13 protein-coding genes and 3 tRNA genes are annotated in these 11749 nt (G+C 68.2%); 3 read left to right on the top strand and 13 right to left on the bottom strand.

Going from position 1 to position 11749, the window contains the following annotated elements:
- Both metC and V7702_RS09285 read left to right on the top strand, forming a co-directional pair.
- On the top strand, positions 1–911 hold a 911-nt coding region (gene metC / locus V7702_RS09290), incomplete at its 5' end, for a cystathionine beta-lyase (RefSeq protein ID WP_335649831.1).
- Positions 908–1819 (top strand): kinase, encoded by a 912-nt coding sequence (locus V7702_RS09285; protein ID WP_442958407.1) that lies wholly within the window; start codon positions 908–910, stop codon positions 1817–1819. The genes metC and V7702_RS09285, both read left to right, overlap by 4 nt.
- Here V7702_RS09285 and V7702_RS09280 read toward each other — a convergent pair.
- Positions 1773–2072 carry a hypothetical protein gene (locus tag V7702_RS09280; protein WP_335649829.1) on the bottom strand — a complete coding sequence of 100 codons (300 nt, stop codon included), beginning with the start codon at positions 2070–2072 and terminating at the stop codon, positions 1773–1775. The genes V7702_RS09285 and V7702_RS09280 overlap by 47 nt on opposite strands.
- Before the next feature lie 254 nt (positions 2073–2326).
- Between V7702_RS09280 and V7702_RS09275 the strand changes: the two genes are divergently transcribed.
- A complete protein-coding gene (locus tag V7702_RS09275; RefSeq protein WP_335649828.1) occupies positions 2327–3574 on the top strand; it encodes a serine hydrolase domain-containing protein in 1248 nt (415 codons plus the stop codon).
- A gap of 5 nt (positions 3575–3579) precedes the next feature.
- Here the strand turns inward: V7702_RS09275 and V7702_RS09270 are convergent.
- The 12 genes from V7702_RS09270 to V7702_RS09215 all read right to left on the bottom strand — a co-directional run bounded on the left by V7702_RS09270 (position 3580) and on the right by V7702_RS09215 (position 11734).
- Positions 3580–3656 (bottom strand) — tRNA-Arg (locus tag V7702_RS09270).
- A gap of 14 nt (positions 3657–3670) precedes the next feature.
- Positions 3671–3976 carry an ETC complex I subunit gene (locus tag V7702_RS09265; protein WP_335649827.1) on the bottom strand — a complete coding sequence of 102 codons (306 nt, stop codon included), beginning with the start codon at positions 3974–3976 and terminating at the stop codon, positions 3671–3673.
- A gap of 52 nt (positions 3977–4028) precedes the next feature.
- A tRNA-Pro gene (locus tag V7702_RS09260) sits at positions 4029–4105 on the bottom strand.
- Between the two features lie 66 nt (positions 4106–4171).
- A complete protein-coding gene (locus tag V7702_RS09255; RefSeq protein ID WP_335649826.1) occupies positions 4172–4612 on the bottom strand; it encodes a PaaI family thioesterase in 441 nt (146 codons plus the stop codon).
- Positions 4605–5075: a DUF192 domain-containing protein gene (locus V7702_RS09250; RefSeq protein WP_335649825.1), complete on the bottom strand. Its 471-nt coding sequence runs from the start codon at positions 5073–5075 to the stop codon at positions 4605–4607. The genes V7702_RS09255 and V7702_RS09250 overlap by 8 nt, the downstream gene beginning before the upstream one ends.
- 44 nt (positions 5076–5119) lie before the next feature.
- Complete coding sequence (locus V7702_RS09245; RefSeq protein WP_335649824.1) at positions 5120–5740, bottom strand: cold-shock protein; 621 nt, start codon at positions 5738–5740, stop codon at positions 5120–5122.
- A 176-nt stretch (positions 5741–5916) separates the two neighbouring features.
- Positions 5917–6177, bottom strand: coding sequence for a hypothetical protein (locus V7702_RS09240; protein ID WP_335649823.1), 261 nt, complete (start codon positions 6175–6177; stop codon positions 5917–5919).
- A gap of 108 nt (positions 6178–6285) precedes the next feature.
- Positions 6286–6360: transfer RNA gene (locus tag V7702_RS09235), tRNA-Glu, on the bottom strand.
- Positions 6361–6415: 55 nt separating this feature from the next.
- Positions 6416–8218: a single-stranded-DNA-specific exonuclease RecJ gene (gene recJ, locus V7702_RS09230; RefSeq protein ID WP_335649822.1), complete on the bottom strand. Its 1803-nt coding sequence runs from the start codon at positions 8216–8218 to the stop codon at positions 6416–6418.
- A 4-nt stretch (positions 8219–8222) separates the two neighbouring features.
- Entirely contained in the window at positions 8223–9173 is a 951-nt protein-coding gene (gene glpX, locus V7702_RS09225) for a class II fructose-bisphosphatase (protein WP_335649821.1), read from the bottom strand.
- 54 nt (positions 9174–9227) lie between these two features.
- Complete coding sequence (locus V7702_RS09220) at positions 9228–10517, bottom strand: homoserine dehydrogenase (protein WP_335649820.1); 1290 nt, start codon at positions 10515–10517, stop codon at positions 9228–9230.
- On the bottom strand, positions 10514–11734 hold the full coding sequence (locus V7702_RS09215) for an LL-diaminopimelate aminotransferase (protein ID WP_335649832.1): 1221 nt from the start codon (positions 11732–11734) through the stop codon (positions 10514–10516). Before V7702_RS09215 ends, V7702_RS09220 begins: the two co-directional genes overlap by 4 nt.
- Positions 11735–11749: the final 15 nt, after the last annotated feature.

Below are 11749 nucleotides of genomic sequence, written 5' to 3'. Positions count from 1 at the left end.
GCGCGATGTTGGCCGTCCTGAAGGCCGGTGACGAGGTGCTGGTGGTCGACACCATCTACAAGCCAACCCGCCGCTTCTGTGACGCGGTGCTGGTCCGGTACGGCGTCAAGGTCACCTACTACGCCCCAAGCCTTGGCCCCGCTGACCTCATGGCGCTCTGTGGGCCTGCCACCCGCCTGATCGTGCTGGAATCGCCGGGCTCGCTCAGCTTCGAGGTACAGGACGTTCCCGGCATCGCCGCGGCGGCCCGCGCGCGCGACATCCTCACCTTGATTGATAACACCTGGGCCGCCGGCCTGCTGTTCAAGCCGCTGGACCATGGGGTGGATATCAGCGTCCAGGCCCTGACCAAGTATGTGGGGGGCCATTCCGACGTCTTCATGGGTTCGGTCGCCGTCCGCGAGAGAACCCTGGTCCGGGCGATGGACGACGGCGTGCTCCACATCGGCTGGGCGGTGTCGCCGGACGACGCCTACCAGATGCTGCGGGGCCTGCGGACGCTGGCCACACGGATGGCCCGTCACGACCAGTCGGCCCGCCACGTCGCCCGCTGGCTGACCGAACGTCCCGAGGTGGCGCAGATGCGCCATCCTGCCCTGCCCGGCTGTCCTGGCCATGACATCTGGCGTCGCGACTATAGCGGCGCCTGCGGCCTGTTCGCCTTCACTCTGCAGCCTGCGCCCCCGGCCGCAACGGCGGCCTTCCTCGATGGGCTGAAGGTGTTTGGCCTCGGCTTTTCCTGGGGGGGCTTTGAGAGCCTGGCCATCGACTGCGATCCCCAGCTCCGCTGCCGCGCGGACGGCGATCGCGAAGACGGCGCTTTGATCCGCCTGCATATTGGGCTGGAAGACCCTGCGGACCTCATCGCCGACCTGGCCGCGGGCTTCGACGCCTGGCGGAGTTTCGCCTGATCGTGGACCGGGCATGGGCAAGCGCCTTCCTGGCTGAACATGGCCTGCCGCCAGCCTACGGGCGCACCCTGAATGAGGTCGCAGGCCCGCTGGCTGCGCGGATCGTCACCGAGACCACGGGACGCCAGACGCCGCTGGTGGTCGGGCTGTGCGGGCCGCAGGCGTCGGGCAAGTCTACCCTGGCGGCCGCCCTGGCCGGGTTACTGGAGGCGCAGGGCCTGACGGTCGCCGTCCTCTCCATCGACGATCTCTATCTCTCCCATGCCGCCCGCCGGCGCTTGGGAGCCGAGGTCCATCCCCTACTCGCCACCCGCGGGCCACCTGGAACCCACGACGTGGCCCTCGGCCTGCGGTTGTTGGACGACATCGCCGGAAACCGTCCCACCGCCCTGCCCCGCTTCGACAAGGCCCGCGATGACCTGGAGCCGACCAGCGCCTGGCCGACGGCGCCCGCCAAGGTCGATGTGGTGCTGTTCGAAGGTTGGTGCGTGGGGGCGCGGCCGCAAGGCGCGGAAGCCCTGGAGGCGCCGGTCAACGATCTTGAGGCGCGACGCGATCTGGACGGCCGCTGGCGGCGCTACGTCAATGACAGCCTGGCGGGACCGTATCAGTTGCTGTTTAGCCGGATCGACCGTCTCGTCCTGCTGCAGGCGCCGGGGTTCGATGTGGTCGCGGCCTGGCGTCAGGAGCAGGAGCAAAAACTGCGGGCAAGGCTGACGACCGAAGGCGCCGATCTGACCCGCAGCATGAGCGACGACGATGTCCTGGCCTTTATCCAGCTCTATGAGCGGCTCACCATCCACATCCTGGCGACCCTGCCGGCCTATGCCGACGCGGTGATCCCCATGACGGCCGAGCGGACTATGAAGCCGCCGCGGTGGGCGGCTCTACTGCGGCGGAACTTCTGACCTCGTCCTCGGCGGCAAAGTATCGAACCGTGCCGATCAGAGCGTTGCGCCGGTCATGCACGATCACCTGGGCGTCGCCCCCGGCCGAGGCGATCAGCTGCGCCAGGCTGCGGGCCTTGGCCTCGGCGTGCGCGCCCGAAAAGAACATCAGGGGGTGATCGGCCAGGGAGGAGGTCACCGACCATCCGCCCTCTACAGGCGTCACCGTCACCACATTGTCCAACGCTGCTCCGGCCTTCTCCAACCAAGCCATGCGCCTCTCCCGTCCAAGCTCCCGCGCCCGGGGTCATTTTAGTAAAGACTATGACCATCTGGGGACGAGCTCGTCTGTGGCGCAGCCGACAGATCGCGCAAACTTGATCATGGCCGTTGGCCCCTAGCGCGCCATTTGCCGAGGGGTCGAAGCAAGTTCGTCCTCATGCTAAGGTTAAGCTTCTAGGCCGGGGCGATCGACGTAAGTCGCTCAACCGGCGACCTACAGATGGAGACGCCGTGAAACGCCTAGTCTTGATCGCGGCGGTGACCCTCGTCGTAGCGGTAGTTTGGTGCGGGCTGGTCTTTTTTGGTTTCAGCGAGGGATGGGGCCGCAAGCCGGTAACCTCCTCGCCGGAGCCTGAGGCCTTCATCAGCGCCGCACGGTCGCAGATCGCAGATGGTGGCGTGGGCAACCTCGCCATGGTGGTCATCGAGGACGGGGTGATCGCCGGCGATCACTACGTGTCGGCTGGGGCGCCGGTGGGGCCGCAAACCCTGTTTCAGGTCGCCTCCCTCAGCAAATGGCTGACCGCCTGGGGCGTCATGAACCTGGTCGAGGACGGCAGGATCGACCTGGATGCGCCGGTGGCCACCTACCTCACACGCTGGCGCTTGCCGGACGGCCCGTTCGACGAAAACGGCGTCACGGTGCGCCGGCTTCTCAGCCATACCGCTGGGCTGGGCGACGGTCTCGGCTATGCCGGCTTCGCGTCCGCCGATGAGGTTCAGTCCTTGGAAGAGTCCCTGACCCAAGCCCGTGACGCCTCGCCAGGGGCGGATGGCGCGGTGCGTGTCGTGACCGAACCGGGCAGCGGCTGGGACTATTCGGGGGGCGGCTACACCCTGCTGCAGCTCATTGTGGAAGAGGTCAGCGGCCAGCCCTTCGCCGACTACATGCAGGCGGAGGTTTTCCAGCCGCTCGGCATGGACGACACCACCTTCGACTTCGATCTGGCGTCCCAGCGCGACCTGGCGCAAAGCTTCACCTTGGGCGGCGCGACCGAGCCCCTTCGACGCTACACAGCGCTGGGGGCGGCGTCGCTGTTTACGAGCGCCGGCGACATGGCGCGTTTCGTTGCAGCCCAGGCGCCTTCCTCTCCCGAACCGGACGCGGTTCTGTCGGCGCAAACACGCGCCGCCATGCGGGAGCCGCACGCTGCGCAGTTCGGCGCGGACATCTGGGGGCTGGGTACGATGCTCTACGCCCCCAATGGACGCGGGGCCTTCATCATCGGCCACGATGGCGACAACGAGCCGGCCATCAACACCGCGGTGCGTCTGGATCCCGCCACGGGTGACGGGATCGTCGTGCTGGAAACCGGCGGCGACCTGACGGCCACGCGCCTCGCCAGCGAGTGGGTCTACTGGAAGACCGGCAAGATCGACTCCTTGATGTTCGTCATGCGGGCGGAGGCGATGACCATCTGGATGCTGGCCGGCAGCGGGCTGATCATTCTTGCGGGCCTGGTCGCCGGATGGCGGCTGCGACGCCGGCGCTAGGCCGCTGGCGCGCCCTGCAGGACTCGAACCTGCAACCGTCCGCTTAGAAGGCGGATGCTCTATCCGGTTGAGCTAAGGGCGCCCTGGCCTGCGGCTTCAGTGGGTCCAGGGGACCTTGCGGCCGAAGGCGAAGTTGTCGGCGTAGGCCTTGATGATGCGCTTGGCCGGCTTGGGATCGAAGACTTCGAAGGCGACGCCGTGCTGCTCGGCATAGGCTACGGCCTCCTCCTTGGTGTCGAAGGACAGGCGCAGCTGGGTGCGGGTGTCGTCGGTCTGGGTCCAGCCCATCAGGGCGTCGGGTCTGCGCGCGCTGGCCGGCTCGAATTCCAGGACCCATTCGCGGGACTTGGCGTGTCCGGACTGCATGGCGTTCTTGGCGGGGCGGAAGATGCGCGCGAGCATGTGGCTGTCCCATTAGCGATCCCGGAGCCGGCTAAGGCCCCACGTCGGCGTCTGGTCGGGGCGGCGTGATTCGAACACGCGACCCTCTGGTCCCAAACCAGATGCGCTACCAGGCTGCGCTACGCCCCGAGACGGACGCCAACATTGGGCGTCTCATGCCATGCAAGGCGCCGCGCCGCAATGTAAGGCCTGCGATCAGGCGCGCTTGTGCATCAGTTTGAAGACGCCAGAGCCCCGAACCACGTCGCGACCGCCTACACAGGCCCGGCCCTCGACGAAGGCGACGTCGCGGGTCAGGCGGGTGACTTTGGATTCACCCATCACCCACTCCCCCACCCGGGCCATGTGCAGAAAGTCCACCGACAGGTGAATGGTCACCCCTGGACGGCGGGCGGCGCGGAACACTGCGGCGCCCATCAGCCCGTCGAGGAAGCTGGTCAGCATGCCCCCATGGACCAGGCCCAGGCCATTGGCGTGGCGCGGCAGGGCGAAAAAGGCCTGCTCGGTGCTCTCGCCCTGCTGGGCCCGATGGAAATAGGGACCATTGTGGCCAGAGAAGGCGCCGCGGCCTTCGGAAAGGACGAATCCCTCGGGCGGCGGCGGGGCCGGTTTGCCGGCGTCCTCTGGCTCACCCATTGGGAAAGATCCGATGGCGCACTCGGTCGCCAGGCAGGGCGCCGATCTCGGCCGCCCTTCCGCCCGCCAGCTCCAGGACCGCGCGGACGGGGCCGCCAGAGGGCACGCCTTCCTCGGAGAGGGGCGTGGTGTTGCGGGCGATCGACAGGATGCGCCCGTCGGCGCGGATGAAGATCATGTCCAACGAGACGTAGGTGTTGCGCATCCAGAAGGCGACCGGGCGCGGGGTGTGGAAATCGAACAGCATGCCGCGATCGGGCGCCAGCGACTTGCGATACATCAGCCCCCGGGCGCGGGCGGCGTCATCCGCGGCCACCTCGACCTGGAAGTTGACCGGCCCACGGCTTGTCAGGATCGCGAGAGGTTCAAGAGCTGCGGGGGTCTTGGCGGTCGCCAGGCCCGGCGTCGCCAGGGCGGCGAGGCCCGCCAGGACGGCGCGCCGCGGCAAGATGGAAGTCGACACAGGCTGGCTCCTCCGGCGAATGGCGACGGCGGAACCGTCGCGCCTCAGGCCAGACCTATCGGCTCGATCTCGGCTACCACAAGCCCTTTTGGACCTTCAGCGAACCTCACCATCACGTCATCACCGGGCTGGAGATCCTCCAGGCCCGCGCGGCGCAGGGTCTCGATGTGGATGAAGATGTCGCCGGCATGGGTTTCTCGAACCACGAAGCCATAGCCCTTGGCGCGGTTGAACCACTTGACCTTGGCCCGCTCCAGGGGTCCGGCCGCCAGCGGTGGGCGTTTGGGCCGGGCGGCGAAGCCGCCCATGTCGCCTCGCTCGTGGGCTCGCTCATAGGGCCGGTCGCGGCGGCCATATTCCGGCTCTCGGGGCCGACGGGCCTCGGGCGGCGGCGCAGCGCTCTCGTCCAGCTCAAGCACTTCGGCCACCTGCCACCCCTTTGGCCTGCGGATGGCGTCGCAGACGATGACCGCGCCTTCCAAGGCGCTCTCATGTCCCGAATTGCGCAAAGACGTGACGTGCAGCAATACGTCCTTGAGCCCGGTCTGGCTGGGATCGTCCGGAACCACGAACCCATAGCCCTTGCCGGCGTCAAACCACTTTACGCGACCACTGATGCGGACAGATTCGTCTGCGCCAGCATCTTCAAAATCGTAACCAGACATGCGCCCCTCTGGCCCGCTACGCCCCCTGCTCCTTGAGGGTGGGCCAACTATAACACTGTTCTCGTAAGTTGAGAGGCGTCAAGGGCAACCAAAGCGAACGGGCTCGCAAAGGCCGATTCGGGGCCTTTGCGAGCAGTTGCAGGTCTAGAAGGACTGGCCCGTGGTAGAGAAAGGGCTCAACCGTCCGTTTCTGGCAGATCCACCGGCGGCAGGTCCTGGTCGGTGTCGGCTGCGCCCTCCGACGCCGGAGCCGACGGATCGGTCATCATCGCCCCCTCGCCGGCGACACCGGTGTCGCCTGCGTCCGGCGCCGGCGACTCATTCACGCTGGTGTCGGGCATGGTGGCGGCGGTCTCGGTTTCCTCAGGGTTCGGATTGGTGCAGGCGCCAAGGGCCAGGGCGGCGACGCCCGCGGCCAGGAAGGTCAGGGTCTTCATCAGGCTCTCTCCGTCAATTGCCGGAAGCCAACGCAAAGCGTCGCTGTTTCGTTGCGCCGGAATGGCGACGAGACGTGTCGATATCAGAAGGGAAAGAGAAGCTCCGCGTGGCAGTCCCTAGGGGAGTCGAACCCCTCTCTCCAGGTTGAAAACCTGGCGTCCTAACCGATAGACGAAGGGACCACTCGACGCGGAGGGCGGCTCTATATCCGCCTTCCCTGTGGCTTGCAACCACGCTCTAGACGTTTTTGCGACGGGGATCGGCGACGTCGTCGATCTCGAGCTCGACGCCCTGCCGGCCATTCCAGTCATCCGCCTTCAGACGACCCACCACGTGGACGGCTCCGCCCTCCGACATCAGGCGCTTTCCCATCTCGGTGGCCTCGGCGCGCCACGCCACGGCCTTCAGACGCCCCCCTGAGCGGTCTGTGAGGGTGCAGCGGACATGTCCGCCCCTCAGCATCATCGGCCGCTCTACGCGCACCTCTGCGACGGCGAAGACCGGCTCGGGATTTCCAGGCCCGAAGGGCGCCAGGCGTTGGAAGGATTCGAGCAGGGCGCGGTCGGCGCCGGCCGTGGTGATCAGGGCGTCGATCTCCAGGCTGTCGGCCTCGGCCGCGGCCTGGGCCTCAACAGCCACCCGCTCGCACAGGAAGGCCCGCAGATCAGGCAACAGATGGGGTCGCACCGACAGGCCCGCGGCCATGGCGTGGCCGCCGCCGGCCAGCAACAGGCCCTCATCGAAAGCCGCCTGGACAGCCCGGCCCAGATTGACGCCGGGCTGGGAGCGGCCGGAGCCCTTGCCCACATCGGCGGCGCGATCGACGCCCACAACCAGGGTCGGCTTGCGGAAGCGTTCGCGCAGCCGCCCGGCGACGATCCCGATGACGCCGGGATGCCAGTCATCGGCCGACACCAGCAGCAGCGGCAGGCCGGCGAAATTGCTTTCCCGCTCGACGATGCGCACGGCGGCCTCCAGCACCTCGGCCTCCACCTCCCGGCGCGAGGCGTTCAGGGCGTCGAGCTCCAGGGCCAGGCGCCGGGCCTCGTCCGGATCGTCGGTGGAGAGCAGGCGCGCGCCGAGGTCCGAGCGGCCGATTCGCCCGCCCGCATTGATCCGCGGCCCCAGCACGAAGCCTGCGTGAAAGGTGGTGGCCGGCCCCTTGGACCCCGCCGCCTCGAGCAGCGCCTTGAGTCCCGGATTACGCCAGGCCGACATGGTCTTGAGGCCCTGCGCGGTCAGGGCGCGGTTGAAGCCCACCAGCTGGGTGACGTCGCAGACCGCCCCCATGGCCGCCAGGTCCAACCACTGGCGCAGGTCGGGCTCAGTCCGCTCGGCGAACAGGTCCCGCCTGCGGGCCTCTCGATTCAGGGCCGCCAGCAGCACGAAGGTGACCCCGGCGGCGGCCAGCACCCCCTGCCCCGACCCGCAGTCTGGCCGGTTGGGATTGACCAGGGCTGCGCAGGCCGGGATCTCGTCGCGCATCAGGTGGTGGTCGATAACCACAACATCGAGGCCGATCTCGCCGGCGCAGGCGATGGCGTCCACGGCCGCGGCCCCGCAGTCCACCGTGACGACCAGTTCAGCCCCCTCCTCCCGCAGGCGGCGGAAGGCGGCCGGCGACGGGCCATAACCCTCGGTCACCCGGTCGGGCACGTAGATCGAGAGCCGCTTGCCCATGGCCGAAAACCAGCGGACCAGCAGGGCCGCGCTGGAGGCGCCGTCCACATCATAGTCGGCGAAGACCACGACAGGCCGGTCGGCCACCAGGGCGTCCACCAGAACGCCAGCAGCCTTATCCATGTCGGCGAAGCTGGAGGGGTCGGGGAACAGCGCCTTGAGCGTCGGCGTCAGATAGCTCTCCGCCGCCTCCGCCGTGACCCCCCTGGCCGCCAGGGCCCGGGCCATGGGCTCGTCCAGGCCGAGCATCATCTGGTGGCGGCGGGTCAGTTCGGCGTCGGCCGGACGCGCACGCCACCTGCGCCCGCTGAGCGAGCGGTCCACATCGAGGTAGCCGAGGGGGGATCCGCCGTCGGCCATGGGATCAGACCGGCCGCTTCATCCGCACTTCGCGAACCGTGCGGGTGGAGGAGTTCATCACCATGGAGTGGGTGTGGACCATGCCGTTGCGCAGGCGCACGCCATCCAGCAGGGCGCCCTTGGTCACGCCGGTGGCGGCGAAAATGGCCTCGGCGCGAACCATCTCGTGCAGATCGTACTTCTTGTCGAACTCGGTGATGCCGCAGCGCTCGGCGCGCAGGCGCTCGTCGCTGTTGCGAAACACCAACCGGCCCTGGAACTGGCCGCCCACGCACTTCAGGGCGGCGCAGGCCAGCACGCCCTCGGGGGCCCCGCCCTGCCCGAGATAGAGATCGACCCCCGTGTCGGGGTCGGCGGTATTGATCACGCCGGCGATATCTCCGTCGGTGATCAGATGCACCCGGGCGCCGGCCTCGCGGACCCTGGCGATGATCTCGCCATGGCGGGGGCGATCGAGGATGCAGACGGTGATCTGGTTCTCATCCACCCCCTTTGCCCGGGCCAGGGCGCGGACATTCTCGGCCGGCGAGGCGTCCAGGTCGATGAGCCCGGCGGGAAAGCCCGGACCGCAGGCGATCTTGTCCATATAGGTGTCTGGCGCATTGAGCAGCGTGCCCTTGGGCGCCCAGGCCATGACGGTCAGTGCATTGGACATGGCCTTGGCCGTCAGCGTCGTGCCTTCCAGCGGGTCCAGCGCGATATCCACCGCCGGTCCGCCCCGGCCGACCTTCTCGCCGATATAGAGCATCGGGGCCTCGTCGCGCTCGCCCTCACCGATGACGATCTCACCGTCGATGTCCAGGTCGTTGAGCCCCGTGCGCATGGCGTCGACGGCGGCCTGATCGGCGGCCTTCTCATCCCCGCGGCCCACCAGGCTCCAGGCGGCGATGGCGGCGATCTCCGTCACTCGGACAGAGTCCAGCACCAAGCCGCGATCCAGAGTCTCGGCGGTCATAAACGTCTCCTCGGTCTCGGCCCTCGCCGCTTCGCCGGCAGTTTCGCCGGATTCTCAGATCCGCGCGATTCGCATCAGTCGGGGGGCTTCGATCACCGCCGGATGCCCGCCAATCCGGGCTACCGCCTCCGCCAGCACCGCCTCGGACACCGAATGGGTGGTCAGCACGATCGGCACCCCTTGCGCGTCCTCCACCGGCTTCTGCAGGAAGCTTTCGATGGAGACGCCGGCCTCGGCCAGGGTTTCGGACACCGCCGCGATGACCCCGGGCTCGTCCTTGACCAGCAGGCGCAGATAGGCGCGCACCAGGCTGCGGCTACGATCCACCGGGGTGAAGGCGGCCAGTTCGGTGGCGGGCCGCTGAAAGACCGGGCGGGCGGCCTGGGTCATCACGTCGGCGATGTCGGCGGCGACGGCGGCGGCGGTGGGGCCTGCGCCAGCGCCCGCGCCCTGGATAAAGATACGACCCAGCCGCTCGCCCTCGATGAACAGGGCGTTGAGCGCCCCGCCGGCCTGGGCCAGAGGGTGGGCCAGGGGCACGAGGGAGGGATGGACCCGCACCGAGACCCCTTCGTCGCTGCGGTCGGCCGAGGCGATCAGCTTGATGCGATAGCCCAGGTCCTTGGCCATGCGGATGTCGAGCAGCTCGACCTGATCGACGCCCTCGACCTCGCAGGCGGCGAAGTCCGGCGCGCAGTTGAAGGCCAGCGCCGCCAGGATGGTGATCTTGTGGGCCGCATCAAAGCCGCCCACGTCCATGGTCGGATCGGCCTCGGCATAGCCCAGGCGCTGGGCCTCGGCTAGGACGTCCTCGAAGGCGCGGCCGCCCTGCTCCATCTCGGTCAGGATGAAGTTGCAGGTGCCGTTGAGAATGCCGGACAGACTGCGAACATCGTCGCCGACCATGGCCTCGCGGACCATCTTCACCGCCGGGGTGCCGCCCATGACGGCGGCCTCGAACAGCAGCGGGACGCCAGCGGCCTCGGCCAGGGCGGCCAGGGCAGCGCCGTGCTCGGCGATCAGCGCCTTGTTGGCGGTGACCACGGGCTTGCCGGCTTTCAGGGCGGCCTCGACCGCGGCCTTGGCCGGGCCGTCGGACCCGCCGATCAGTTCGACGAAGACGTCGATCTCGTCCGACTGGGCCAGGGCCACGGGGTCGTCGAACCAGGGCAGGTTGGAGATGTCGAAGCCCCGGGGCCTCGTCCGCGACCGGGCCGAGACGCCGGTGACCCGGGCCTGACCGCCGGCCGGCGCAAAGGCCGGACGCTCATCGAGAAAGGTCAGCAGACCCGTGCCGACGGTGCCCAGGCCGGCGACGCCGATACGCCAGTCCCGCGGGCTCATTGGGCGGCCATGGTGTTGTGCGCCCGCTCCAGGATCTCATCGGCGTTGCCGAGGAACTTCTTCACGTTGCGGGCGGCCTGGCGGATGCGGTGCTCGTTCTCGACCAGACCGACCCGGACATAGCCCTCGCCATACTCGCCAAAGCCCACGCCGGGGGCGACGGCCACACCGGCCTCTTCGATCAGCAGCTTGGAGAACATCAGAGCCCCGGCCTCCTTGAATTTCTCGGGCACGGGCGCCCAGGCGAACATGGAGGCCTGGGGCGACGGAATATCCCAGCCCGCACGCTTCATGGATTCCACCAGCACATCGCGGCGGGACTTATAGATGGCGCGAATCTCGGCGACACAGTCCTGGGGGCCATTCAGGGCCGCGGCCGCGGCCACCTGGATTGGCGTATAGGCGCCGTAATCCAGATAGGACTTCACGCGCGCGAGCGCATTGCAGATCCGCTCATTGCCCACGACCATGCCGACCCGCCAGCCGGCCATGGCGTAGGTCTTGGACAGCGAATTGACCTCGACGGCGATGTCCTTGGCGCCCTCGACCTGCAGGACCGACGGCGGCGGATTGTCGTCGAAGTAGATCTCGGAATAGGCGATGTCGGAAATCACCAGCATGTCGTGCTTCCGGGCCAGCGCAATGGCGTCCTTGTAGAAGTCCAGGTCCACGCACTGGGCCGTGGGGTTGGACGGATAGGACAGGATCAGCACGCTGGGCGGCGGCGCGGAGTGCTTCACCGCACGGCTGACCCCGGCCAGATACTCTTCCGGCGAGTGCGCGGGCACATGGCGGATCACCCCGCCGGCCATGATGAAGCCATAGGCGTGGATCGGATAGGCCGGGTTCGGGCAGATGATGACATCTCCCGGAGCCGTCAGGGCCTGAGCGAGGTTGGCGAACCCCTCCTTGGAGCCCAGAGTGGCGATCACCTCGGTGTCGGGGTTCAGGGTCACGCCGAAGCGGCGCTTGTAATAGCCGGCCATGGCGCGGCGCAGGCCGATGATGCCCTTGGAGGCCGAGTAGCGCCCCGCCTTGGGGTCGCGGGCGGTCTCGATCATCTTCTCGACGATGTGCTTGGGCGTCGGCATGTCGGGATTGCCCATGCCGAAGTCGATGATGTCGATGCCCTCGGCGCGGAGGCGCGCCTTGATGCGGTTCACCTCCTCGAGGACGTAGGGCGGAAGGCGTCGGATGCGGTGGAATTCGGGGGTCATTGCAAGCTCTGCCGC

Origin of the sequence: Phenylobacterium sp. (assembly GCF_036963605.1) — a bacterium.
Taxonomy (GTDB): domain Bacteria; phylum Pseudomonadota; class Alphaproteobacteria; order Caulobacterales; family Caulobacteraceae; genus Phenylobacterium.
This window is presented reverse-complemented; position numbering and strand designations above follow the sequence as displayed.

Bases quoted from the DNA above. Each gene is read 5' to 3' on its own strand.
- V7702_RS09280 (WP_335649829.1), bottom strand. From the start codon at position 2,072: ATGGCTTGGTTGGAGAAGGCCGGAGCAGCGTTGGACAATGTGGTGACG.
- V7702_RS09265 (WP_335649827.1), bottom strand. From the start codon at position 3,976: ATGCTCGCGCGCATCTTCCGCCCCGCCAAGAACGCCATGCAGTCCGGA.
- V7702_RS09255 (WP_335649826.1), bottom strand. From the start codon at position 4,612: ATGGGTGAGCCAGAGGACGCCGGCAAACCGGCCCCGCCGCCGCCCGAG.
- V7702_RS09245 (WP_335649824.1), bottom strand. From the start codon at position 5,740: ATGTCTGGTTACGATTTTGAAGATGCTGGCGCAGACGAATCTGTCCGC.
- V7702_RS09240 (WP_335649823.1), bottom strand. From the start codon at position 6,177: ATGAAGACCCTGACCTTCCTGGCCGCGGGCGTCGCCGCCCTGGCCCTT.
- recJ (WP_335649822.1), bottom strand. From the start codon at position 8,218: ATGGCCGACGGCGGATCCCCCCTCGGCTACCTCGATGTGGACCGCTCG.
- glpX (WP_335649821.1), bottom strand. From the start codon at position 9,173: ATGACCGCCGAGACTCTGGATCGCGGCTTGGTGCTGGACTCTGTCCGA.
- V7702_RS09220 (WP_335649820.1), bottom strand. From the start codon at position 10,517: ATGAGCCCGCGGGACTGGCGTATCGGCGTCGCCGGCCTGGGCACCGTC.
- V7702_RS09215 (WP_335649832.1), bottom strand. From the start codon at position 11,734: ATGACCCCCGAATTCCACCGCATCCGACGCCTTCCGCCCTACGTCCTC.